Here is a 23,701-nt window from a genome sequence, read left to right on the forward strand (position 1 = left end):
GCCTCTGACCTGGCGTGCTCTACGGTGATCGGATGCCGTACTTCGACGTCGCCTCAGCCGCCCCGCTGCACCCGGTCGCCCGGCAGGCCCTCCAGGCCTCGCTGGACGAGGGCTGGGCCGACCCCGCGCGGCTCTACCGGGAAGGCCGGCGCGTCCGGCTGCTGCTGGACGCGGCGCGCGAGGCGGCCGCCGAGGCGGTGGGCTGCCGCCCCGATGAACTGGTCTTCACTCCTTCGGGGACGCACGCGGTTCACTCCGGGATCGCCGGAGCGCTGGCGGGCCGCCGGCGGGTGGGGAGCCACCTGGTCGTATCGGCGGTCGAACACAGTTCGGTCCTGCATGCGGCGCAGGCGCACGAGGCGGGCGGCGGTTCGGTGACGGAGGCTCCGGTCGACCGTACGGGGGCGGTGTCCGCCGCCGCGTACGCCGAACTGCTCCGCGCGGACACCGCGCTGGCCTGCCTGCAGTCCGCCAACCACGAAGTGGGCACGCTCCAGCCGGTGGCGGAGGTCGCGGAGGCCTGCGCGGCCGCCGGGGTGCCGCTGCTGGTGGACGCGGCGCAGTCGCTGGGCTGGGGGCCGGTGGAGGGCCGCTGGTCGGTGCTGACCGCCAGCGCGCACAAATGGGGCGGTCCGGCCGGAGTCGGTCTGCTGGCCGTCCGCAAGGGAGTCCGGTACGCGCCCCAAGGCCCGGCCGACGAACGGGAGTCGGGCCGCTCCCCCGGCTTCCCCAACCTGCCGGCCGTGGTCGCGGCGGCAGCCTCGCTGCGGGCGGTCCGCGCGGAGGCGGAAGCGGAGGCGGCGCGGCTGCGGATCCTGGTCGACCGCATCCGGCGGCGGGTCGCCCGCCTCGTCCCGGACGTGGAGGTGGTCGGCCACCCGGACCTGCGGCTGCCGCACCTGGTCACCTTCTCCTGCCTGTACGTCGACGGCGAGACGCTGCTGCACGAGCTGGACCGGGCCGGCTTCTCGGTCTCCTCCGGCTCCTCCTGCACCAGCTCCACCCTGACGCCCAGCCATGTGCTCACGGCGATGGGGGTCCTGTCGGAGGGAAACGTCCGGGTGTCGCTGCCGGCGGGGACCACGGCGGAGGAGGTCAACGCGTTCCTGGAGGTGCTGCCGGGGGCGGTGGCGGGGGTGCGGGAGACGCTGGGGGTGTCGGAGTCTCCGGAATCCCCGGGGTCGCCGGTGATGGGACCGGGGGCGGAGTCGGTGACGGTGGATGCGATGGGGTTGCGGTGTCCGCAGCCGGTGATCGAGTTGGCGAAGGTGATCGGGACGGTGGCGGTCGGGGGGACGGTCACCGTTCTGTCGGACGACGAGGTTGCGCGGCTGGACATTCCGGCGTGGTGCGCGATGCGGGGCCACCAATACCTGGGCGAATCCCCGTCCCCCCCGGGCACGGCCTACCACATCCGCCGCCTCGTCTAGCCCCCCGGCCGGCCCGCCTCCAGCCCCGCCGGGCACACCACAGCCCCGCCGGGCACGTCCAGCCCCGCCGGGCACACCACAGCCCCGCCGGGCACGTCCAGCCCCGCCGGGCACATCCAGCCCCGCCGGCGATTGAGGCGCGGGGTCCGGGGCTGGCCCCGGCAACGGCGCCGCACCCGACAGGCGGCCGCTGCAGCCCCGCCGAGCCCCCTCCTCCGCTGAGCGCTTGTGCTGGGTTGCCGCGCAGCGGCAATTCCAGCCGCCGGGCCGCGCCTCCAGCCCGCCTGCGTTTGAGGCGCGGGGGCCCGGGGGCCGGCCCCCGGCAACGGCGCCGCACCCGACAGGCGGCCGCGGCACCCGCCCCGCACTTCAGCCCCCGCCGAGCCCTCCACTCCGCTGAGCCCTCGCGGCCGGGTTGCCGCGCGGCGGCAATTCCAGCCCCGCCGGCGATTGAGGCGCGGGGGCCCGGGGGCTGGCCCCCGGCAACGGCGCCGCACCCGGGCAGGCGGGCCGCTGCGCGGAGCTGTTCCCCTACCCGCCCCTTCCCGAAACCGGGCTCTGCCCGACCCGCGCCTCAAACGCCGGCGAGGCTGGGGGTTTTCCCGGCGGGGCCGGGTGGTGGGGCTCCGCCCCAGACCCCGCTCCTCAAACGCCGGAGGGGCTCTAGGGGTACCGCCAGGCGGGGCTGGCGGTACACCCGGCGGAGCCCGGACCCCGTGCCTCAAAGCCGGCGGGGCCGGAAATGCCAAACCCCGGCGGGGCTGGGATGCCGAACGCCGGGGAGGCTGGGTTCAGCCCGCGCGGCGTTTGGGCACAGAGCGGGGCGCGGGGGCGGAGCCCCAGGGGTTAGTCGGAGAGGTGGGAGCGGACCTCGGTGGCGGCTTCGGAGCCGTACGCCTTCTCGAAGCGCTCCATGAAGTGCGCCCGCGCAAGGGTGTACTCCTGGGTGCCCAGGGTCTCGATCACGAGGGTGGCGAGCATGCAGCCGATCTGCGCGGCCCGCTCCAGCCCGACCCCCCAGGCCAGCCCGGACAGGAAGCCCGCACGGAACGCGTCGCCGACGCCCGTCGGGTCGACCTTCGCGGTCTCGTCGGGGCAGCCCACGACGATCGGCTCCTCCCCGGCGCGCTCGATCTTCACGCCGCGCGAGCCGAGGGTGGTGACCCGGGTCCCGACCTTGCCGAGGATCTCCTCGTCGGTCCAGCCGGACTTGCTCTCGATGAGCCCCTTCTCGTACTCGTTCGAGAAGAGGTACGTCGCACCCTCCATCAGGGTGCGGATGTTCTCGCCGTCCATCCGGGCGATCTGCTGCGAGAAGTCCGCCGCGAACGCGATCCCGCGGGTCCGGCACTCCTCCGTGTGGCGCAGCATCGCCTCGGGGTCGTCCGCACCGATCAGGACGAGGTCCAGGCCGCCCACGCGGTCGGCGACCGCCTTCAGCTCGATCAGCCGGGCCTCGCTCATCGCCCCGGTGTAGAAGGAGCCGATCTGGTTGTGGTCGGAGTCCGTGGTGCACACGAAGCGCGCGGTGTGCAGCACCTCGGAGATACGGACGGACTCCGTGTCGACGCCGTGCCGGTCGAGCCAGGCGCGGTACTCGTCGAAGTCGTAGCCGGCGGCGCCGACCAGGATCGGGCGGCTGCCCAGCTGGCCCATGCCGAAGCAGATGTTCGGGCCGACCCCGCCCCGCCGCACGTCGAGGTTGTCGACGAGGAAGGAGAGGGAGACCGTGTGCAGCTGGTCCGCGACCAGCTGGTCGGCGAAGCGGCCGGGGAAGGTCATGAGGTGGTCGGTGGCGATGGAGCCGGTGACTGCGATACGCACGGCGTGGATGCTCCTGCGAAGGGCGGCAAGGGTGACAGTCCACGCTACCCGCTCGAGCGCGAACAACCGAACGGTCGAAACTACCCGATAGTAGGGCTTTCTCCCCGTACCGCGGCCCGCCTACGGTGCCTTCATGACGCACATGGACGGAATCCGTCACAACGAGTACACCGCGCGGGGGCGGGGTGCGGAAGCCCTGCGACGGCCGGGTTTCGCGCGGCTGCTGGGCGACTGCGCCCGGATGGCCCCGCACTGGCCGGCCGAGACGGAGCCCGCCCCGGTCCGGGTGGCGCCCTCCCAGATCCACGGGGTCAGCGTCCCGCCCGCCTCGGCCCGGCTGATCGCCTCCACCGGACTGGGGGACTAGGCGGTGTCCGCCCGGCCTGACCGGCTGGACACCCCCTAGGGAACCGGTTCCGCGTCTGTTCCGTCCCACTGGCACCACGGACGGCGAGGCAGGCGAAGGAGCGATGCGGTGACCAGCGAGCAGCCCGGCACGACGGAGACATCACGGACGACGACGCGACGGCGGCCCTTCGTCGTCGTCGGGGCGGTCACGGCCGCCGTGCTGCTCGCCGGCGGCGGTACGGCGTACTGGGCGGCCACCGCCCACAGCGGGGACGGGCGGCCGGTCGCGGTCGCGGCCCGGGACGCAGCCGGGTCGGCCGTGCCCTCGCCCGGGGAGACTCCGCCGCCCGGGATCGCCCCCGGTGAGCCGGATCCGTCCGGCGGGGCGGTGGTGTACGAGGCCAAGGGTCCGCTGCCGCAAGGTCCGGGCAGCGCCCCGGTGTTCAAGGCGGCGGGCGAGGTGACCGAGGCGGAGGTGGCCCGGCTCGCGGCGGCGCTCGGCATCGAGGCCAAGCCGCAGCTGTCCGGCGCGCTGTGGCAGGCCGGCACGGTCCAGGACTCGGGCGGCCCGCGGTTGCAGGTGAGCCGGCAGGCGCCCGGCACCTGGACCTTCACCCGGTACCAGGTGGGCGGCAGCGACAACTGCGAGCGGGGCAAGGACACCTGCGGCCCGGCCACCCTGCCGGAAGGCCCGGGCGACCCCGGCAAGCCCGGCGACCCCGGCGACCCCGGCAAGGCGGTCTCCGAGGCTGCGGCGAAGGCGGCCGCGGCCCCGGTGCTCGCGGCGGTCGGCCAGCAGGAGGCGAAGCAGGACGCCCGGCTGCTGCAGGGCGCGGTACGGGTGGTCGCCGCCGACCCGGTGATCGGCGGGCTGCCCACCCAGGGCTGGACGACGAAGGTCAGCGTGGGTGCGGACGGCACGGTGGTGGCCGGCAGCGGCGAGCTGAAGGCGCCGGAGCGGTCCGGTGAGCGCCCGGTGGTCGGGGCGGCGGAAGCCCTGGACCGGCTGAACGCCGCGTCCCGGGGCTGGCAGAGCACGGGCCCGAGCGCCTGCGCTACCCCGGTGCCGCTGGACAGCGAGACCGTACGGTCGACCGACGCGGTGCCCTGCAACCCGGACCCGCGTCCGATGAAGCCGCCGCGCACCGAGAAGGTCGCGGGGGCGGTCCTCGGGCTGACCGCGGCCACGGTGGACGGGGCGCGGGGGCTGGAGCCGGCCTGGCTGTTCGAGGTGGCGGGGCGCGACGGCGGTCCGGGCCACACGGTGGCTCAGCCGGCGGCGAAGGAGAAGCCGCAGCCCGAGGGCAAGCAGGAGGGGCGTACGGTGCCCGGATTCTCGTACGGGGCGAGTGACCGGAAGCTGACCGTGCACTTCTGGGGCGGGGTGTGCAGCACCTACGCACTGGAGGTTCGGGAGCACCCCGGGTCGGTCATGGTGAAGATCATCGACACTCCGACTGAGCCGGGTAAGGCCTGCATCCTGATCGCCCAGGAGATGTCCCTGTCGGCGACGCTTCAGGAGCCGCTGGGCAGCCGGAAGGTCGTGGACGCGTCGACCGGCAAGGAGCTGCCGCGCACGCCGTAGTCACCGGCCGGCCGCGACGGGGCGTGCGGAAGTCGGGGCGTGCGGAAGTCGGGGCATGCGGAGGTCGGGCAGGCGGAAGGCGGGGCATGCGGAAGGGGCCCGCACCGGATGTGTCCGGTGCGGGCCCCTTCCGCGTTCAGGCTCAGCCGCCCCAGGCCCGGCCCGTTTGGGCTCGGCCGGTTCGGGCTTAGCTGAAGGAGTCGCCGCAGGCGCAGGAGCCGGAGGCGTTCGGGTTGTCGATCGTGAAGCCCTGCTTCTCGATGGTGTCGACAAAGTCGATCGAGGCGCCGCCCAGGTACGGGGCGCTCATGCGGTCGGTGACGACCTTGACGCCGTCGAAGTCCTTGACGACATCGCCGTCGAGCGAGCGCTCGTCGAAGAAGAGCTGGTAGCGCAGGCCGGAGCAGCCGCCGGGCTGAACGGCGACACGCAGGGCCAGGTCGTCCCGGCCTTCCTGCTCGAGCAGGGCCTTGACCTTGGCGGCGGCGGCGTCGGACAGGAGGATGCCGTCGCTCACAGTGGTCTTTTCGTCCTGAACGGACATCTGCATTCACTCCCGAAGTGGGGCGGACTCTTGCCGTCGGCTCAACCGACGCGGCCTCGGATTCATTCCCATGCTCGCACACCGGGGTGAATCGGTGGACCCCGCCGATCCGGAGGGCGAATTCGTCACATCGACACTATCGGGCATCGTCAAACTGACGTGAACCGGTTATGATAGATAGCGTCAAATAGACGAGAAGTCGAACCTTCGAGGACCGAAGCTCGAGCTCCTCCCTAGTCGCGGAACAGAAAGGGTGCGTGTCGTGACCACCGCCCAGCCTTTGGACGTCCAGCCGACGCCCCTCGCCCTGCTGCTGCTCGGCCGCGAAGCCGACCCCAAGAGCGAGCGCGGGGTGGAGTGTCCCGGCGACCTGCCCTCGCCCTCCGACCCGGACCTGGTGGCGCGCGCCCGCGCGGCCAAGGAGAAGCTCGGGGACAAGGTCTTCATCCTCGGCCACCACTACCAGCGTGACGAGGTCATCGAGTTCGCGGACGTCACCGGCGACTCCTTCAAGCTGGCCCGCGACGCGGCCGCCAAGCCGGAGGCCGAGTACATCGTCTTCTGCGGCGTGCACTTCATGGCGGAGTCCGCGGACATCCTGACCTCCGACGACCAGAAGGTGGTCCTGCCGGACCTGGCCGCCGGCTGCTCGATGGCCGACATGGCCACCGCCGAGCAGGTCGCGGAGTGCTGGGACGTGCTGACCGAGGCCGGCATAGCCGACATCACGGTCCCCGTCTCGTACATGAACTCCTCCGCCGATATCAAGGCCTTCACCGGCAAGCACGGCGGCACGATCTGCACCTCGTCCAACGCGAAGAAGGCCCTGGAGTGGGCCTTCGAGCAGGGCGAGAAGATCCTCTTCCTGCCGGACCAGCACCTGGGCCGGAACACCGCGGTCCGTGACATGGGCCTGTCCCTGGACGACTGCGTGGTCTACAACCCGCACAAGCCGGGTGGCGGCCTGACCGCCGAGCAGCTGCGCAACGCGAAGATGATCCTGTGGCGCGGCCACTGCTCGGTGCACGGCCGGTTCTCGCTGGACTCGGTCAACGACGTGCGCGAGCGCATCCCGGGCGTGAACGTGCTGGTGCACCCCGAGTGCAAGCACGAGGTCGTGGCGGCCGCGGACTACGTCGGCTCGACGGAGTACATCATCAAGGCCCTGGAGGCGGCCCCGGCCGGTTCCAAGTGGGCCATCGGTACCGAGCTGAACCTGGTCAAGCGCCTGGCGAATCGATTCGCCGCCGAGGACAAGGAGGTCGTCTTCCTCGACAAGACGGTCTGCTTCTGCTCGACCATGAACCGCATCGACCTCCCCCACCTGGTGTGGACCCTGGAATCCCTGGCCGAGGGCAACCTGGTCAACCAGATCCGGGTCGACAAGGAGACCGAGAGCTTCGCGAAGCTGGCGCTGGAGCGGATGCTGGCACTGCCGTAACCCGTCATGCACGTGCCGACGGCACAGATCATCGAAAGGGGCACCCTCCGGGGTGTCCCTTTCGTCTAACCTCCCCGGTACGAAGGGGGAGTTGATCGATATGACGCTGTACATGGACGTACTGGCCGACGCGGGCCCGGAGGCCGACGCCCAGGAGCAGGAGCAGGCCCGCGCCGAGCTGGTGGCGGCGCTGGAGGAGCTGGGCCTGGACGAGGTCCGGGTGCGGGAGCTGCCGGCCGGACCCGGGGCCAAGTCGGGCGGCCTGACCACCGCCGAGATCCTGGTCGCCGTCGTCCCACCGCTGTTCGCCTCGGTGGTCGCGGCCTTCGAGGCCTGGGTGCAGTGGGCGGGGTCGCGCCGGGTCCGGGTCCGGATCGGGGAGGACGAGTTCGAGGCGTCCCGGCTCACCGCCGCCCAGCGGCAGGCCCTCATCGACCACTTCCTCGAGCGCACCTCGGGCCCGGACGATGACGGTTCGTGAGGCCCTGGTCATCGGCACCTCCACCTACGAGGACAGCCGGCTGAACCGGCTGCGCTCCCCCGGCCTGGACGCCATGGAGCTCTCCGAGGTGCTGAGCGACCGCGGGATCGGCGGCTATGCCGTACGGCCGGTCATCGACCAGCCCGCCCATGTGGTGCGGCGCGAGATCGAACGGTTCTTCACCCGCCGCAAGCCCGACGACCAGCTGCTGCTGTACCTGTCCTGCCACGGCATCAAGGACTCGAAGCTCCAGCTGTACTTCGCGGCCGCCGACACCGACCGGGACCTGCTGGACTCCACCTCGGTGTCGGCCGGATTCGTCAACGCCCAGCTGGTCCGCTGCAACTCGCGGAAGATCCTGGTGCTGCTCGACTGCTGCTACAGCGGCGCGTTCCGGCCGGGCGGCTCGAAGACGGCGGACACCTCCGTGCACCTGCTGGAGGAGTTCAAGGACACCGGTGTGGCGGTGATCACCGCCACGGACGCGCTCCAGCAGGCCTGGGAGGGCGACGACACGGTCACCGAGACCGGTGAGGGGCAGCTGTCGGTGTTCACCGCCGCGGCGGTCGAGGGCCTGCGCTCCGGGCGGGCGGACCGCGACGGCGACGGCTGGATCTCGGTGGAGGACCTGTACGGCCACGTCCGCGAGGAGATGCTGGCCCGGGACGCCCGGCAGAACCCGCTGCGCTGGGTGCTGGGCGGCCAGGGCACCCTGAAGATCGCCCGCCGGGCCGCCGCCCCCGGGGGCGGGGCGCAGCCCCTGTCCCTCCCCCGCAGCATGCCGGCGCTGGCCGGGCCGGCCGCCGAGGTGCTGTCGGGCATCACCGCGGCCGCGAGCCTGCTGCGCCGCACCCTGGGTCCGCTGCCCCGCCCGGTGCTCCTGAACCGGGCGGACGGGACGGCGTACACCTCGACCGACACCCGGGAGATCGTGGCCGCGCTCCCGGAGGACGGACCGGGGTTCTCGGCGATCGGCACCCGGCTGGTCCGGGAGCTGGTCGCCGACCAGGACCGGCGGGCCGGCGACGGCACGGCGAGCGCGGTGGTCGTGTTCGGGGCGGTGGTACGGAGCCTCCAGGCGGCCCTGGCCCGGGGGGAGCATCCGGCGGCGCTGTCCCGGGCCGTGCCGGAGGTGTTCGAGGCGGCCCGCTCCGCCCTGGACGCGCAGCCGCGGCCGCTGGCCTACGCGGACCGGCTGGACCGGGCGCTGATCAGCGCGGCCGGGGACGAGGAAACCGGCCGGATCGTGGCGCGGGCCATGGAGCGGACCCAGGGCAGCGGGCTGATCCATCTCGGCGTGTCCGCCGGGTTCGGCCTGGAACTGCAGACGGCCCGGGCCTGTGTGGTGGACAGCGGCTACCTCTCCCCGCAGTTCGCCACCGACCAGGAGGCGGAACGGGCGGTGCTCGACGAGCCGCGGGTGGTGGTGTGCATCGAGCCTCTGGAACGGGTGGAGGACCTGCTGCCGCTGCTGGAGAAGGTGGTGGCCACGGACAACCGCCCCCTGCTGGTCGTGGCGCCTTCGGTGGGAGGCGATGTGCTGCCCACCCTCGCGGTCAACACCACCAAGGAGACGCTCCGTTCGGTCGCGCTGGCCGTGCCCGGTACCGACGACCTCGACGCGGTCGCGGAGTTCACCGGGTGCAAATGGCGCATGCAGGCGCGGGACGTACGCCAGGCGGTGCCGGGCGAGCTGGGCCGGGCCGCCCATGTGATCTCCACCCGCGGGAGCACCGCGCTGATCGGGGACGAGCAGGCGGGGCCGGGCCGGCTCCAGCGTTCCAAGGCCGGCCGCACCCTGGCCAAGGCCCTCGGGGCCGGGCTCCCCCCGCGGCCGCAGACCGCGCACACCGCCGCCCGGATCCTGGTCGGCGGGGCCACCGAGGCCGTGCGGGCGCAGCGCACGGCACTGGCCGACCGCGCCGTCCGGATCGCGCTGGCCACCCGGCTGGTCGGGGTGCTGCCCGGGGCGGCGGCCGCGCTGGCGGTGGCCGGGAACCGGATCCCGGGCACCGGGTCCTCCGCCGCGGCGGAGGCGCTGCGCAAGGCGCTCGCCGAGCCGCTGCGGGCGCTGGCCGAGAACTACGGGGAGGCCGATCCGGCAGCCGTGGTCGACCGGGTCCGCGCCGAGTGGCCCACGTCCGTGTACGACGCGGCGCGCGGTCGGTACCTGCCGGCCTCGGCGGTGGAGGTCTGGGACCCGGCGGCCGCGCCGGGCGAACTGCTGCGCTCCGTGGAGACCGCCGTACTCGGCTACCTGGCGGTGGTGTGACCGCCCTCCGGGACCGGCGGCTGTCCGCTAGTCGGCCCGGGGGCGGACCAGGCCCGATTCGTAGGCGATGACCACCAGCTGCGCGCGGTCCCGGGCGCCGAGTTTGGCCATGGCCCGGTTGACGTGGGTCTTCACGGTCAGCGGGCTGACCTCCAGCCGGCCGGCGATCTCGTCGTTGGAGAGTCCCCCGGCGACCTGGACGAGGACCTCGCGCTCCCGTCCGGTGAGCGCGGTGAGCCGCTCGGCGTGCTTGCCGCCCGGCACGCCGGCGGAGTCGCCGCCGCCCTGCGCGAGGAAGGTGGTGATCAGTCCTTTGGTCGCCGCCGGGGAGAGCAGGGCCTCGCCGGCCGCGGCGATCCGGATGGCGTTCAGCAGCTCGTCGGGCTCGGCCCCTTTGCCGAGGAAGCCGGAGGCGCCGGACCGCAGGGCCTCGACGACGTACTCGTCGACCTCGAAGGTCGTCAGCATCACCACGCGTACGGCGGCGAGCGCGGGGTCGGCGCTGATCATGCGGGTGGCGGCGAGTCCGTCGGTGCCGGGCATCCGGATGTCCATCAGCACGACGTCGGCCTGCCGCTCCCCCGCGAGCGCATAGGCCTGGGCCCCGTCGGAGGCCTCGCCCACGACCTCCATGTCGGGCTCGGAGTCGACGAGCACCTTGAAGGCACTGCGCAGCAGCGCCTGGTCGTCGGCGAGCAGCACCCTGATGGGCGTGGCGGCTGGCAGGTCCGTCGGCGTCTGTTCCACGACGACGAGCGTACGGGGGTGGGGCCGGGCTCGGGGACGGCTCCCGGTCAGCCCAGGGCGAGGACGATCAGGGTGGTGGTGGCGGCGACTTCCGCGAGGGCACCGAAGACGTCGCCGGTGACTCCGCCGAACCGGCGGATGCAGCGGCGGAGCAGGAGTTCGGCGGCCAGCAGGGCGGTGAGGACCGCGGCCACCAGCTGGACGGCGGCGGGCAGGCCCAGCGGGAGGGCTACGAGCCCTGCGGCCGCGGCGGCCAGGGCGGCGAGCCCGAAGGCGGCGCCGGCCGGGACGGTGGCGGCGACGGCCGCGCCCAGGCCGCCGGGGCGGGCCGGCGGGACTCCGGCCCGGGAGGCCAGGGTGAGGGCGAGCCGTGCGGTGACGGCGGCGACCACGGTCGCCAGCACTCCGTGCACCCAGTTCTCGGTGTAGAGGTCGGCCAGCGCCGCCACCTGGACCAGGAACACCACCAGCAGGGCGATCACGCCGAACGGGCCGATGTCGGACTGCTTCATGATGCGCAGCGCGTCCTCGGCGGGTTTCGCACTGCCCAGCCCGTCGGCGGTGTCGGCCAGCCCGTCCAGGTGCAGTCCGCGGGTGAGGGCGGCCGGCACGGCGACGGTGACGGCGGCGGCGAGCAGCGGCCCGCCGCCGAGCAGGAACAGGAGGAGACCGGGGAGGGCCGCGCACAGGCCCACGGCCAGGCCGGCCAGCGGGGCGCACGCCATGCCGGTGCGGGCGGCCGGGCGGTCCCAGCGGGTGATCCGGGCCGGGAACACGGTGAGGGTGCCGAACGCGAACCGGATGCCGTCGCGGAGCGAGGCGCGTTCCGCGGGCGGGCACGGGCAGGGATCGGAGTGCGAGTCGGTCATCGCCCGGAACGCTACCTGCTCCCCGCAACCGGTAAATTGCGCATTACGTGCCAAATGGGGAGCTGGTGGTATGGGTCACTGGTGGTATCGGAACATCATCGAACCGGGCAAGCTCCCGATGCTCCTCGCCCTGCTCTCCTTCGTGACGTCCTTCCTGGTCACCCGCATGATCACCCGGATGATCCGGGCCGGTAAGGGCCCCTTCAAGAACGTCACCCCGGGCGGGATGCACGTGCACCACGTGGTCCCCGGAGTCATCCTGGTGATCATCGGCGGTTTCGGGGCGGTCGGCAGCGGCCGCTACGGCTTCGGCGCCCTGCTCTCCGCCGTCGTCTTCGGGCTCGGCGCCGGCCTGGTCCTCGACGAGTTCGCGCTGATCCTGCACCTGGACGACGTCTACTGGAGCGAGCAGGGCCGCAAGAGCGTGGAGATCGTGGTGCTGACCGCGGCCCTGGTCGCCCTGGTCCTCGGCGGCTTCCTGCCGTTCGGGGTCAACGACCTGACCTCCGAGGAGCGGCAGAGCCGCGGGCTGGTCGCCATGAACGCCGCGACCAACTTCTTCCTGGCGCTGATCGCCCTCTGGAAGGGCAAGGCGCGCACCGCGCTGATCGGCATCCTGATCCCGTTCGTCGCGCTGATCGGCGCCGTGCGGCTGGCCCGGCCGGACTCCCCGTACGCGAGGAAGTTCTACGCGAAACGCCCGCGGGCCCGCGCCAAGGCGGGCCTGCGGGCGTTCCATCACGACCGGCGCTGGGCCGGGCCGCGACGCAGGATCCAGGACTTCATCGGCGGGGCACCGAACCCCTCCCCGCCGCCCGTCAACCGGGAATCAGACCACCGTCACTGAGCATCTCCCGCACCTCTTCGAGGCTCGCATCGGGGGCGGGAAGGATCAGCTCGGAGGGCTCCAGGGCGTCGTCCGGCAGGGGGGTGCCCAGCTCGCGGACCTTGTCCAGGAGCGCGGCCAGGGTCCGCTGGAAGCCTTCGCCGTCGCCGCCCTCCATCTCCGCGAGCAGCTCGTCGTCCAGCTTGTTGAGCTCGGCGACGTGACTGTCGGCCAGCTCCACCTGGCCCTCCCCCATGATGCGGACAATCATGACGGGCCCCGTCCTACTGCTTGTCGAACCGGTGCTGGGTCTGGGACGGCTGCTGAGCCGCGCCCGGGGCGCCGCCCTCGATGGCCTGCTGCTGCGCGGAGGTGCCGCCGGCCAGCTCCGCCTTCATCCGCTGGAGCTCCAGCTCCACGTCCGTACCGCCCGAGAGGCGGTCCAGCTCGGCCTGGATGTCGTCCTTGGAGCCGAGACCGCTCTGGTCGTCGAGCGCGCCGGAGGCCAGCAGCTCGTCGATGGCGCCCGCGCGGGCCTGCAGCTGCGCGGTCTTGTCCTCGGCCCGCTGGATGGCCAGGCCGACATCGCTCATCTCCTCGGAGATGCCGGAGAAGGACTCCGCGATCCGCGTCTGCGCCTGGGCCGCCGTGTAGGTGGCCTTGATGGTCTCCTTCTTCGTCCGGAAGGCATCCACCTTGGCCTGCAGCCGCTGGGCGGCGAGGGTGAGCTTCTCCTCCTCGCCCTGCAGGGTCTGGTGCTGCACCTCCAGGTCGCTGACCTGCTGCTGGAGCGAGGCGCGGCGGGACAGGGCCTCCCGGGCCAGGTCCTCACGGCCCAGGGCGAGGGCCTTGCGGCCCTGGTCCTCCAGCTTGGAGGACTGCCCCTGGAGCTGGTTGAGCTGCAGTTCCAGGCGCTTGCGGGAGGTGGCGACGTCGGCGACACCGCGGCGCACCTTCTGGAGCAGCTCCAGCTGCTTCTGGTACGAGTAGTCGAGGGTTTCGCGCGGGTCCTCGGCCCGGTCAAGGGCCTTGTTCGCCTTCGCGCGGAAGATCATCCCCATACGCTTCATGACACCGCTCATGGGCTTCGCGCGCCCCCTTCTGACGGACTTCGGCTGCAGGTCACCAAAGAGATGCGGACCTCGGGACCACACTACGGGCCCTGTCTCCATTACCGCACTGTTCCGGCGCCGATGCGCTCCTCCTCCAGGACGAGTGCGACGCCGCTCTGTCCGGCGTAAGGAGTAGGTGATCCCCTTGCTCTGGAAGACGTCTGCCGTTGCCGGATCGTTCCCCACCGGGGTGGGGCGGCTGCGCACGACCACGTACCCTTGGGTTTTGTGTTTGGTAGCCGTTCCTCCAAGGAAGAGAAGGCCGCCGCCACCGACAAGGTGAGCGCCGACGCTTCGCAGCCCCGTGACCCGCAGGCCCCGAAGGGCCGCCCGACGCCGAAGCGCGCTGTCGCACAGTCGCAGCGCAAGGCCGTCGTGGCCTCGACCGGCAACCGCAAGGAGGATGCCAAGCGCGCCCGCGAACGGCGCCGTGTCGAACTGGCGAAGCAGCGCGAGGCGCTGGCCAGCGGCGACGAGCGGTACCTGCCGGCCCGCGACAAGGGACCGGTCCGCCGGTTCGTCCGCGACTACGTGGACTCCCGCTTCTCGGTCGCCGAGATGTTCCTGCCGCTCGCGGTGATCATCCTGGTGCTGAGCATGGTCCGGGTCCCGTCCATCCAGAACATCGCGCTGCTGCTGTGGCTCGGCGTGATCGCGCTGATCATCCTCGACTCGATCGGCCTGTTCATCCGCCTGCGGAAGACCCTGGCCGAGCGCTTCCCGGACGAGCCGAAGCGCGGCGCCGTCGCCTACGGCCTGATGCGCACGCTCCAGATGCGCCGGCTGCGGCTCCCGAAGCCGCAGGTCAAGCGTGGAGAACGGCCCTGAGCGAGGGTTTCGCGGGGGGAGCCAGGCTCTGGCTGGAGGGTTTGGGCGGACTGCGCAACGCCGTCCGCCAGGAACTCGTAGGACGCCAGGTCGACGAGCAGATCGCGCACCGCTTCCCGGTCGGGCAGCGGCTGCGCGTCCTCGACGTGGGCATGGGCCAGGGCACCCAGGCGCTGCGGCTGGCCCGGGCCGGCCACATGGTCACCGGCCTGGAACAGGACCCCGGAATGCTGGAGGTCGCGCGGACCGCGCTGGCCGCCGAGCCGGCCGGGATCCGCGACCGGGTCCGGCTGATGGAGGGCGACGGCCGGGAGACCGGCGCGCACTTCCTGCCCGGCAGCTTCGACGTGGTGCTGTGCCACGGGGTGCTGATGTACGTCGCCGAGCCGGACGGGATGCTCGCCGGGCTGGCGCGGATGCTGGCGCCCGGCGGCCTGCTCTCGCTGCTGGTGCGCAACGGTGACGCGCTGGCGATGCGGCCGGGGCTGGACGGCGACTGGGCCGGCGCGCTCGCCGCGTTCGACTCCGTCGACTACACGAACCGGCTGGGGCTGGAGGTCCGGGCCGACCGGCTGTCGGGGCTGACGGCCACGCTGTCGGGGATCGGGGCGCCGCTCCAGGCCTGGTACGGGGTGCGGGTCTTCACCGACGGGACGGAGACCGGCGAGAAGCTGCCGCCCGAGGAGGAGCTGGAGCGCCTCCTCGCCGCGGAGGAACGGGCCGGCCGCACCGACCCGTACCGCGGCGTCGCCGCCCTGCTCCACCTCTGCGGAGTCCGGGGCTAGCCCTGCGGGGTGCGGTGCGGGCCCTCCCAAGTGCCGCCCGGAGGGGCTGGGTTGCCGCAGGCAACTCCAGCCCCGCCGGCGTTTGAGGCGCGGGGGTCCGGGGGCCGGCCCCGGCAACGGCGCCGCACCCGACCGCGGCCGGCCCGGACAGCTCCGCCCGTACAGGCCGCGCGGAGCTCAGAGGAGCAGGCCGGGCGGGCCGGGGGCTACGCGTTCAGGGCCTCGCGGAGGCTCATCGCGTAGATCTCCGTGCCGTTGTCGTCCGCCAGGCGGACCCGTTCCGTGCCGCCCTCCAGCAGGTCCTTCCAGTACTCGCCGATCCAGGACTCCGCGTCCCCCTGCGTGGTGAACTCCTCCGGCTCCACCGCCGGCGCCGTCTGCGCGCCGTCCGCCGTTTCGAACCGCCACGTCCACGCCATGTCCGCCTCCGTTGCTCGTCCGGTGCTCGTCCGGTGTCCCCGTGAGTCTGCCCGCAGAGTAGCCGGGCGCGCACCACCCGCGGGGACGCGGGAGGATCTTCCTGTGGAACTGACTCTGCTCGGCACCGGAACACCCGAAGGACTGCCCCGCCCCGGCTGTCCCTGCGCCGCCTGCGCCGTCTCCGTGGGCACCCGGGCGCGGGCGGCGACCGCCGTGCTCGTGGACGGGGCGCTGCTGCTCGATCTGACCCCCGGTGCCGTGCTGGCCGCCGCCCGGGCCGGGCATTCGCTGGCCGGGGTGCGGCAGGTGCTGCTGACCCATCCGCACGACGGGCCCGCGGTGGAGCTGCCGCCGGGGCTGCCGGCCGCCGGGCGGGTGCCGGACGGGCGGGAACTGTCGGTGATCAGCGGGCACCGGGTGCGGGCGGTGCCGATGGACGCGCCGGGTACGGGGTATGAGGTGACCGGTCCGGACGGGGACCGGCTGCTGTACCTGCCGCCCGGCGGGTCGCCGGCCGGCGGGAGCGACGTACGGCCGTACGACATGGTGATCGCGGACGTGCTGGGGCGGCCCGATGCGCTGGCCCGGCTCCGGGCCTCCGGGGCGGTCGGCCCGGCCACCGATGTGATCGCGGTGCACCTCGACCACGACACCCCGCCGGGGCCGGAGCTGGACCGGCGCTGCGCGGCGGCCGGGGCGCGGGCCCTGCCCGACGGGGCCACGCTGATCATCGGCGAGTACCACGCGGTGCCGGACGTGCCGCGGCGCACCCTGGTGCTGGGCGGGGCCCGGTCCGGGAAGTCGGTGGAGGCGGAGGAGCGGCTCGCCGCGTTCCCCGGGGTGCTGTACGTGGCCACGGGCGGGACCCGGGAGGGCGATCCGGACTGGGCGGCCCGGGTCTCAATGCACCGGGAGCGACGGCCGGGCTCCTGGCGGACGGTGGAGACCTGCGATCTGGTCCCGCTGCTGGCGCAGGACGGTCCGCCGCTGCTGATCGACTGCCTGGCGCTGTGGCTGACGGACGCCATGGACCAGGTGGGCGCCTGGGACGAGGAGACCTGGGCGGGCCGCGGGCAGAAGCAGCTGCGGGAGCGGATGGCGGAGCTGGCGGCGGCGGTACGGGCGACCCGCCGGACGGTGGTGGCGGTCAGCAACGAGGTCGGCTCGGGCGTGGTGCCCGCGACTCCGGCGGGGCGCCGGTTCCGGGACGAACTGGGCCGGCTGAACGCGGTCGTGGCCCGGGAGTGCGAGCAGGTCCTGCTGGTGGTCGCGGGGCAGGCGCTGGTGCTCAAGGAGTAGCCCCGCCTGACCGGCCCGGGGGCGTTGTGCCGCCTGTACTGTTCGGGAAATGACCACGCTGAATCTCGACGACTTCTCCGATCTGATCGAGCGCCCCGACGGGGGCGTGCGGCGTGACGCCGAAGACCGCCGTGAACGGCTGGCCGTGCCGCCCGGGGCCCTGGGCCGGCTGGACGAGCTCGCCGACTGGCTCGCCGCCGCGCAGGGTTCCGTACCGGTCAGGCCGATCGAACACCCGAAGGTGCTGCTCTTCGCCGGTGACCACGGGGTGGCGGGCCTGGGCGTCTCGGCGCGGCCCGCGGGCGGGGCGCACGAGCTGGTCCGCGCGGTGCTGGACGGGCGCAGCCCGGTGTCGATCCTGGCCGGCCGGCTGGGTGCCGGGGTGCGCATCGTGGACGCGGGGCTGGACTGCGATCCCGGGCTGCTGCCCGAGGAGGTCGTACGGCACCGGGTACGGCGCGGCTCCGGGCGCATCGACACGGAGAACGCCCTCACCGCCGAGGAGGCCGAGGCGGCGCTCCGGCTGGGCATGCGGATCGCCGACGAGGAGGCCGACTCCGGGACGGACCTGGTGGTCCTCGGCGATCTGAGCGTGGGCGGGACCACGGCGGCCGCGACGCTGGTGGCCGCCCTGTGCGGAACCGATGCCTCCGTTGTTACGGGGCGTGGCGGTGTGCCGATCGACGACCTGGCGTGGATGCGCAAGTGCGCGGCGATCCGGGACGCGCTGCGCCGGGCCCGCCCGGTGCTGGGCGACCAGGTGGAGCTGCTCGCGGCGGTCGGCGGCGCCGACCTGGCCGCGATCACGGGTTTCCTGCTTCAGTCCGCGGTGCGCCGTACTCCGGTGATCCTCGACGGGGTGGTGTCGGCCGCCTGCGCGCTGGTGGCGCAGCGGGCCGCGTTCCGGGCGCCGGACTGGTGGCTGGCGGGTCAGGCGAGCGGCGAACCGGGTCAGGCGAAGGCTCTGGACCGGATGGCACTCAACCCCGTGCTCGACCACGGCGTCACAGTGGGTGAAGGAACCGGGGCGTTGCTGGCGCTTCCCCTCGTCCAGGCGGCCGCGGCACTCGCGGCGGAGCTCCCCGAGCGACCGGGGCCGGACGAGACGGGGACGACCGACTGAGCTGCCGGGGGCGGCGGCCCTGACGGGCCCGCCGTTCCCCGACTCTCGCATGGAATGCGATGCCCCATATGATCGCTTTTCATGGGAGAGGTCCGTTTGACCAGCGCAGAGACCGTCCGGAAGAACGACCGCGGACCCGGCAGGGCTCCGGACGGCAGCACCGGGAACGCCGCCGCAGGCACCGCCGGAAGCACCGCCGGAAGCACCGCCGGAAGCACCGCCGGAAGCACCGCCCGCTCGCGCCGCAGCGCGGCCGGCGCGGTCTGGTACCTGCGCGCCGTCACCTTCGTCAACTTCCTCAGCGCGGTGTGGGTATCGCTCGGACAGGACCTGCGCGCCCACAACACCGACGACTTCTACACCCCCTACCTGCTCACCGCGGGCTTCGGATCCGGCCTGTTCTCGCTGCTCCTCGCGGTCACCATGGGCCGCCGCAAGCGGGCCGCCTGGATCCTCAACCTGGTCCTCAGCGGACTGTTCCTGGCCCTGCTCGCCGCCGCCTTCTGCACCCCCGGCTACCCGGAGATCCGCGCCCACGCCCAGAACTGGGTGTCCCTCGCCCTGACCGCGGGCTTCGTCGGCGCCCTGCTGCTGGGCCGCCGCGAGTTCTACGCCAAGGGCGACCGCTCCAACCCGAAGCTGGCCACCGCCGTCGCCGCCGCCGGACTGCTCCTCACCTCCCTCGTCGCGGCCCTGCTGGTGGGCGCCACCAACACCGCCCCCGACCAGTCCGAGGCCTCCTTCACGGCCCGCTGGCGGTACGGCGTGATGCGCCTGGTCACCCTCGCCACCGACGACTCCGGCTACCGGGACATCAGCACCCCCGGCTGGGTGGACGTGGCCATCAACGCGATGTCCTTCCTGCTGCTGCTCGCCGTACTGCTGGCCGCCTTCCGGTCCCGCCGGGCCGTGGACCGGCTCACCGAGGAGGACGAGGACCGGCTCCGCGCCCTCCTCGCCAAGCAGGGCGACCGCGACTCGCTCGGCTACTTCGCCCTGCGCCGCGAGAAGAGCGTGATCTGGTCCCCCACCGGCAAGGCCGCCGTCACCTACCGGGTGGTCGGCGGGGTGTCGCTGGCCTCCGGCGACCCGATCGGCGACCCGGAGGCCTGGCCCGGCGCCATCGAGCCCTGGCTGGCCGAGGCCCGCGAGCACGGCTGGGTGCCGGCCGTGATGGGCGCGAGCGAGGAGGCCGGAACCATCTACGCCCGGCACGGCCTGGACGCGCTGGAACTGGGCGACGAGGCGATCGTCGAGACCGCCGAGTTCACCCTGGAGGGCCGCGCCATGCGGACCGTACGGCAGGCCTACAACCGGGTGAAGCGGGCCGGTTACCAGGTGCGGATCCGGCGGCACGCCGACATCCCCGCCGAGGAGATGGACGAACTGCTGCGCCGCGCCGACGACTGGCGCGACGGCGCCACCGAACGCGGGTTCTCCATGGCTCTGGGCCGGCTCGGCGACCCCGCCGACGGCCAGTGCGTGATGCTGGAGTGCACCGACGGCAACGGTGAGCTGCGCGCCCTGCTGTCCTTCGTGCCCTGGGGCCCCAAGGGGCTCTCCCTCGACCTGATGCGCCGTGACCGGGACTCCGAGAACGGGCTGATGGAGTTCATGGTCATCGAACTCCTCGAACGTTCCAAGGAGATCGGGGTCACCCAGGTCTCGCTGAACTTCGCGATGTTCCGGTCTGTCTTCGAGCGCGGCTCCAGGCTCGGCGCGGGCCCGGTGCTGCGGATGTGGCGCTCCCTGCTCAGCTTCTTCTCCCGCTGGTGGCAGATCGAGTCCCTCTATCGGGCCAACGCCAAATACCGGCCGATCTGGGAACCGCGGTTCATGCTCTTCGAGAAGAGTTCCGACCTGCTGCGGATCGGTCTCGCGGCGGGCCGCGCCGAGGGGTTCCTGGAGGCTCCGGGTCTGCCGAAGTGGCTGCACCGCAGACACCTGGAGACGATGCGTTGACGGCGCGGAGCACCGGTTCACCGAGCACCGGCCCGTTGCGGCTGTTCGCCCGTCGTGAATGGGGGCCCCTCTACCGGACGGTCCGCGACGCGCTGGTCCGCCGGAAGTGGCGGGCGGTCCCGATGACCCTCGGCGCGGTCTGTCTGACCGCGGTCTTCCAGATCGTGCAGAACCAGCCCTGGGGTTTCCAGTTCGTCCAGAACCTGGGCTCGGTGAAAGCCACCGACCCGCTGTGGCCGGCCCTGCTGCGGACCCCGCTCTCCCTCTTCGTGCCCGCCCTGGACCTGCCGGTGTGGGGGGCCCTCGCCCAGATGCTGCTGGTCTTCGGGATCTCCGAGATCTGCATCGGCTGGTGGCGGACGCTGCTGATCGGCTACCTCGCCACGCTCGCCGGGACCACGTACGCCCGGATCGGGCTGGCGCTCGGCCCGGACCATCCGCTGGGCCTGCCGGACTCCGACCGGCAGGTCGTCGACACCGGCCCCTCGGCGGCGGTGGTCGGCCTCGCCGTCTACGTCTGCTGGCGCTACGGGGCCCACCTCACCGCCGCACTGGTGGTGCTGGCGATGACCGTGGAGGTGCTGGTCAAGAACAACCTGGCCGGCCGGGAACACCTGGTGGCCATCGCCGCCGTCCTCGTGCTCTGCGCGGTCCGCGCGAAGTGGGGTCCGGAACGCTCCCGCACCCCGCCGGTCCGGCGGCCGCCGCCGCCGGGGTCCGGACCCCGCGGGAATGGCCGTACCGTAGGCGGGTGACGACGACACCCCTCCTGCCGCGTTCCGGGACGGGCATCGGACCGCTCGGTTCCGCCCAAGACTGGTCGCGGGCGCATCCGCTCGCGACCGACGCCCTGCTGGCCCTCGGCGTGCTCGTCTGCATGATCGTCATGTCCTTCGCCGACCCGAACGGGCCGCACGGACCCACCTTCGGCACCCGGACCCCGCACGCCGGATCCCTCGTCCTGATGGTGCTCGGCTCCGCCTCGCTGGTCCTGCGCCGGCGCCGGCCGCGCGCCGTGCTCGCCGCCACCAGCGTGCTGTCCCTGCTGGAACTGGCCACCGGAGACCCGCGGGCCCCGGTCGCCATCTGCACCGTGGTCGCCCTGTACACGGTGGCCGCCCGCACCGACCGGCCCACCACCTGGCGGGTCGGCCTGCTCACCATGACCGGGCTGACCGCCGTGGCCATGCTGGCCGGACCGCTGCCCTGGTACGCGCAGGAGAACCTCGGCATCTTCGCCTGGACCGGCATGGCCGCCGCCGCCGGCGACGCGGTGCGCAGCCGCCGGGCCTTCGTCGACGCCATCCGGGAACGGGCCGAGCGGGCCGAGCGGACCCGGGAGGAGGAGGCCCGCCGCCGGGTCGCCGAGGAGCGCCTGCGGATCGCCCGCGACCTGCACGACGTGGTGGCCCACCACATCGCCCTGGTCAACGTGCAGGCGGGAGTGGCCGCGCACGTCATGGACAAGCGGCCGGACCAGGCGAAGGAAGCCCTCGGGCACGTACGGGAGGCCAGCCGCTCGGCGCTCAACGAACTGCGGGCCACGGTCGGGCTGCTGCGGCAGTCCGGCGACCCCGAGGCACCGACCGAGCCGGCGCCCGGGCTGGGCGTCCTCGACGAACTCGTGGACACCTTCCGGCACGCCGGACTGCCGGTGGAACTCGCACTCGACGGGACGGGCGGGACCGACGGGCCGCTGCCGGCCGCGGTGGACCTGGCCGCCTACCGGGTGATCCAGGAAGCGCTGACCAACGTCCGCAAGCACGCCGGCTCCGGCGCGAAGGCGGAGGTCAGCGTCGTCCGGGTGGGGAAGTCGGTGGAGGTCACCGTGCTCGACGACGGCGGCAGCGGCCCACCCCCCGCCGGCGAGCCCGCCACCCGCCCCGGCGGCACCCACGGCCTCCTCGGCATGCGGGAACGGGCGAGCGCCCTCGGCGGAACCTGCTACGCGGGCCCCCGCTACGGGGGCGGCTTCCGGGTGCACGTCATCCTGCCCGTCTGACGCGGACGGCCACGGCCCTCGATCACGGCCCTCGGCTACGGCCCTCAGCTGCGGCCCTCGGCTGCGGCGCCTCAGCAGGACTTCCGCCAGGCCCCCAGCTCCCACTTCTTCTCCAGCGAACTCAGCCGCAGCCGGCGGGACCCCTCGCAGAACCGGTCGGCCGGCAGCTCGTACTCCACGTGGAACACCGCCTTCCCCGCATCGATGAACGGGGTCAGCCGCTCGCACTCGCCGAACTGGGCGCACTGCTCGTTCACCGCGAAGTCGAAGTCGCCGACCAGCTCGGGGATCTGGTCGAGGTCGTTCTTGAGACCGACGGCAAGGCCCCGGTCGTGTGCCAGCCGGGCGATCAGCCGGTTGTAGCGCAGCTGGTCGGCCGCGGTGAGCGGGAAGCCGGTGGTGTTGCGGTAGCCGTCCATGTTGTCCGGCTCCACCGCGTCGAACCCCTTGTCCCGGCACATGTCGATCCGCCGGGCCATCAGCGGCTCCAGCAGGTCCGTACGCCGGATGTCCAGCCAGCGTTCCCCGTCCCAGCCGTTGCCCTTGCCGAGCAGCCGCTCTGGGAACTCCCCGGCGTCCGGCCGGAACTCCTCCCAGGCACCGGTGGACAGGTAGCAGATGACCCGGCGGCCGTCCTTCCGCAACCCGGCGACCTGCGCCTTGCTGGTCTCGAACCCGTCGACGTCGTACACCGGCACATCGGCGGAGGTGTCCAGCCGGCCGCTGAGCTGCCACTGCCAGGGGGTGCCGGGGGTGGGCTGCCAGCGGGGGCCGGCGGGAGCCGGTTTCCTGTCCGGACGCTCCGGCTCCTCCGGGCCGCCGGCCGTGCAGGCGGCGAGCAGCAGCAGGGGCAGGACCAGCAGCCCGGCCCCGATCCCGATCCGGCGGTTCCGGATCATGCGGTGGCCTCCAGGGCGTACGGGAGGGTCGCCCACGGGTGCGCGCCGGTGCCGGGCACGGCACAGTGCACGCCCGCGTGCCGCTCGGCGGCCAGTGCGGCGGCCGCCGGGGCGCCGCCGGGCGGGACGGCGTACACCAGGTGGCAGAACCGCTGGGCGGGATAGCCCGCGGTCCACTGCGGCACCTCGGCGTCCTGGTAGGCGTCCCAGGGGCCCTCGAAGGTGACCAGCAGGTCGGCGAGTTCGGCGAAGCCGGGGTGCGGGTGGGCGCCGTGGTTGAGCACCAGGGTACGGGCACCCGCGGCCCGGGCGGCGACCGCCAGGCGCCGGTAGTGGGGCAGGAGTTCACCGTCGGCCGCCGCCTGGTCGAGGAAGGCGCCGTCGACCCCGTACCAGTCCCGGTGCCGGAGCAGGTCCTGCACGACCGCGGCGTGCGGGCGGCGGCCGTAGTCGGTATCGGCGTACCCGAGGACGGGCACACCGGCGTCCTTCAGCCGGTCCGCGACCTCCAGGAAGGCCGGGTCGGGGGCGGTGCCGGGGCCGTTGGCGGGGTTGAGGACGACGGAGTGGAGGCGGTCGGCGGAGTGGACGAGGGTGTTCCAGGCGGTGGGGTGGTGGGTGGGGTGCTCGTAGAGCGGGACCAGCAGCATGTTCCTTCTTCCTGTGGGGTGCGGGCGTGCGGGCGTGCGGGCCGCTGCGCGGGGCTGTTCCCCTCCCCGCCCCTTCCCGAACTGGGGGCAAGCCCCCAGAGCCCCGTACGTGCGCTCAAACGCCGCGCGGGCTGGATTGCGCAGCAATCCCAGCCCCGCCGGCGCCCCGGCGCTGCCCGAGACCCGCGCCACCGACGGCGTCTCGCTGGAGGTCCAGCGCGGCGAGATCTTCGGCCTGCTCGGCCCCAACGGCG

23 protein-coding genes are annotated in these 23,701 nt (G+C 73.4%); 14 read left to right on the forward strand and 9 right to left on the reverse strand.

What is annotated here, in order from left to right:
- Positions 1-32: 32 nt before the first annotated feature.
- On the forward strand, positions 33-1,430 hold the full coding sequence (locus tag AB0447_RS22465) for an aminotransferase class V-fold PLP-dependent enzyme (protein ID WP_366478485.1): 1,398 nt from the start codon (positions 33-35) through the stop codon (positions 1,428-1,430).
- 846 nt (positions 1,431-2,276) lie between these two features.
- Here AB0447_RS22465 and AB0447_RS22470 read toward each other — a convergent pair.
- On the reverse strand, positions 2,277-3,254 hold the full coding sequence (locus AB0447_RS22470; protein ID WP_366478486.1) for a carbohydrate kinase family protein: 978 nt from the start codon (positions 3,252-3,254) through the stop codon (positions 2,277-2,279).
- Between the two features lie 133 nt (positions 3,255-3,387).
- Here AB0447_RS22470 and AB0447_RS22475 point away from each other — a divergent pair, with 133 nt between their 5' ends.
- On the forward strand, positions 3,388-3,621 hold the full coding sequence (locus AB0447_RS22475; RefSeq protein ID WP_366478487.1) for a hypothetical protein: 234 nt from the start codon (positions 3,388-3,390) through the stop codon (positions 3,619-3,621).
- 108 nt (positions 3,622-3,729) lie between these two features.
- Positions 3,730-5,187 carry a hypothetical protein gene (locus AB0447_RS22480; RefSeq protein WP_366478488.1) on the forward strand — a complete coding sequence of 486 codons (1,458 nt, stop codon included), beginning with the start codon at positions 3,730-3,732 and terminating at the stop codon, positions 5,185-5,187.
- Between the two features lie 187 nt (positions 5,188-5,374).
- On the opposite strand, the gene AB0447_RS22485 is transcribed toward AB0447_RS22480, so the two are convergent.
- On the reverse strand, positions 5,375-5,731 hold the full coding sequence (locus AB0447_RS22485) for an iron-sulfur cluster assembly accessory protein (RefSeq protein WP_366478489.1): 357 nt from the start codon (positions 5,729-5,731) through the stop codon (positions 5,375-5,377).
- Between the two features lie 253 nt (positions 5,732-5,984).
- Between AB0447_RS22485 and nadA the strand changes: the two genes are divergently transcribed.
- The 3 genes from nadA to AB0447_RS22500 all read left to right on the forward strand — a co-directional run bounded on the left by nadA (position 5,985) and on the right by AB0447_RS22500 (position 9,925).
- Positions 5,985-7,172 carry a quinolinate synthase NadA gene (gene nadA / locus AB0447_RS22490; protein WP_366478490.1) on the forward strand — a complete coding sequence of 396 codons (1,188 nt, stop codon included), beginning with the start codon at positions 5,985-5,987 and terminating at the stop codon, positions 7,170-7,172.
- Between the two features lie 100 nt (positions 7,173-7,272).
- Positions 7,273-7,653: a hypothetical protein gene (locus tag AB0447_RS22495; RefSeq protein ID WP_366478491.1), complete on the forward strand. Its 381-nt coding sequence runs from the start codon at positions 7,273-7,275 to the stop codon at positions 7,651-7,653.
- Positions 7,640-9,925 carry a TCP-1/cpn60 chaperonin family protein gene (locus tag AB0447_RS22500; protein WP_366478492.1) on the forward strand — a complete coding sequence of 762 codons (2,286 nt, stop codon included), beginning with the start codon at positions 7,640-7,642 and terminating at the stop codon, positions 9,923-9,925. Before AB0447_RS22495 ends, AB0447_RS22500 begins: the two co-directional genes overlap by 14 nt.
- Positions 9,926-9,952: 27 nt before the next feature.
- Here the strand turns inward: AB0447_RS22500 and AB0447_RS22505 are convergent, their stop codons facing one another.
- Positions 9,953-10,672, reverse strand: coding sequence for a response regulator transcription factor (locus AB0447_RS22505; RefSeq protein ID WP_366478493.1), 720 nt, complete (start codon positions 10,670-10,672; stop codon positions 9,953-9,955).
- Between the two features lie 47 nt (positions 10,673-10,719).
- Positions 10,720-11,541 carry an adenosylcobinamide-GDP ribazoletransferase gene (locus AB0447_RS22510; protein ID WP_366478494.1) on the reverse strand — a complete coding sequence of 274 codons (822 nt, stop codon included), beginning with the start codon at positions 11,539-11,541 and terminating at the stop codon, positions 10,720-10,722.
- A gap of 70 nt (positions 11,542-11,611) precedes the next feature.
- Here AB0447_RS22510 and AB0447_RS22515 point away from each other — a divergent pair, with 70 nt between their 5' ends.
- Positions 11,612-12,388, forward strand: a complete 777-nt coding sequence (locus AB0447_RS22515) for a hypothetical protein (protein WP_366478495.1) — start codon at positions 11,612-11,614, stop codon at positions 12,386-12,388.
- Here the strand turns inward: AB0447_RS22515 and AB0447_RS22520 are convergent.
- The gene (locus AB0447_RS22520) at positions 12,360-12,638 is read right to left on the reverse strand and encodes a hypothetical protein (RefSeq protein ID WP_366478496.1); all 279 of its coding nucleotides are present in this window, start codon (positions 12,636-12,638) and stop codon (positions 12,360-12,362) included. The two genes, AB0447_RS22515 and AB0447_RS22520, sit on opposite strands and share 29 nt — an antisense overlap.
- 13 nt (positions 12,639-12,651) lie before the next feature.
- Positions 12,652-13,449 carry a PspA/IM30 family protein gene (locus AB0447_RS22525; protein ID WP_366478497.1) on the reverse strand — a complete coding sequence of 266 codons (798 nt, stop codon included), beginning with the start codon at positions 13,447-13,449 and terminating at the stop codon, positions 12,652-12,654.
- 249 nt (positions 13,450-13,698) lie between these two features.
- Here AB0447_RS22525 and AB0447_RS22530 point away from each other — a divergent pair, with 249 nt between their 5' ends.
- Positions 13,699-14,307, forward strand: coding sequence for a DUF3043 domain-containing protein (locus tag AB0447_RS22530; protein WP_366478498.1), 609 nt, complete (start codon positions 13,699-13,701; stop codon positions 14,305-14,307).
- 41 nt (positions 14,308-14,348) lie between these two features.
- Positions 14,349-15,092: a class I SAM-dependent methyltransferase gene (locus AB0447_RS22535; protein ID WP_366478499.1), complete on the forward strand. Its 744-nt coding sequence runs from the start codon at positions 14,349-14,351 to the stop codon at positions 15,090-15,092.
- A gap of 206 nt (positions 15,093-15,298) precedes the next feature.
- Here AB0447_RS22535 and AB0447_RS22540 read toward each other — a convergent pair whose 3' ends face one another.
- Positions 15,299-15,511, reverse strand: coding sequence for a hypothetical protein (locus AB0447_RS22540; RefSeq protein WP_366478500.1), 213 nt, complete (start codon positions 15,509-15,511; stop codon positions 15,299-15,301).
- A 103-nt stretch (positions 15,512-15,614) separates the two neighbouring features.
- Between AB0447_RS22540 and AB0447_RS22545 the strand changes: the two genes are divergently transcribed.
- The 5 genes from AB0447_RS22545 to AB0447_RS22565 all read left to right on the forward strand — a co-directional run bounded on the left by AB0447_RS22545 (position 15,615) and on the right by AB0447_RS22565 (position 21,898).
- Complete coding sequence (locus AB0447_RS22545) at positions 15,615-16,811, forward strand: bifunctional adenosylcobinamide kinase/adenosylcobinamide-phosphate guanylyltransferase (protein ID WP_366478501.1); 1,197 nt, start codon at positions 15,615-15,617, stop codon at positions 16,809-16,811.
- A gap of 49 nt (positions 16,812-16,860) precedes the next feature.
- On the forward strand, positions 16,861-17,934 hold the full coding sequence (gene cobT / locus AB0447_RS22550) for a nicotinate-nucleotide--dimethylbenzimidazole phosphoribosyltransferase (RefSeq protein WP_366478502.1): 1,074 nt from the start codon (positions 16,861-16,863) through the stop codon (positions 17,932-17,934).
- 81 nt (positions 17,935-18,015) lie between these two features.
- A complete protein-coding gene (locus AB0447_RS22555) occupies positions 18,016-19,896 on the forward strand; it encodes a phosphatidylglycerol lysyltransferase domain-containing protein (RefSeq protein ID WP_366478503.1) in 1,881 nt (626 codons plus the stop codon).
- On the forward strand, positions 19,893-20,651 hold the full coding sequence (locus AB0447_RS22560; protein ID WP_366478504.1) for a hypothetical protein: 759 nt from the start codon (positions 19,893-19,895) through the stop codon (positions 20,649-20,651). The genes AB0447_RS22555 and AB0447_RS22560 overlap by 4 nt, the downstream gene beginning before the upstream one ends.
- Before the next feature lie 14 nt (positions 20,652-20,665).
- The gene (locus tag AB0447_RS22565) at positions 20,666-21,898 is read left to right on the forward strand and encodes a sensor histidine kinase (RefSeq protein ID WP_366478513.1); all 1,233 of its coding nucleotides are present in this window, start codon (positions 20,666-20,668) and stop codon (positions 21,896-21,898) included.
- A 71-nt stretch (positions 21,899-21,969) separates the two neighbouring features.
- On the opposite strand, the gene AB0447_RS22570 is transcribed toward AB0447_RS22565, so the two are convergent.
- On the reverse strand, positions 21,970-22,797 hold the full coding sequence (locus tag AB0447_RS22570) for an endo alpha-1,4 polygalactosaminidase (RefSeq protein ID WP_366478505.1): 828 nt from the start codon (positions 22,795-22,797) through the stop codon (positions 21,970-21,972).
- On the reverse strand, positions 22,794-23,447 hold the full coding sequence (locus AB0447_RS22575; RefSeq protein ID WP_366478506.1) for a spherulation-specific family 4 protein: 654 nt from the start codon (positions 23,445-23,447) through the stop codon (positions 22,794-22,796). The genes AB0447_RS22570 and AB0447_RS22575 overlap by 4 nt, the downstream gene beginning before the upstream one ends.
- Positions 23,448-23,701 lie beyond the last annotated feature (254 nt).

The sequence above is a fragment of the Streptomyces sp. NPDC051211 genome (assembly GCF_040689505.1).
Classification (GTDB): domain Bacteria; phylum Actinomycetota; class Actinomycetes; order Streptomycetales; family Streptomycetaceae; genus Streptomyces.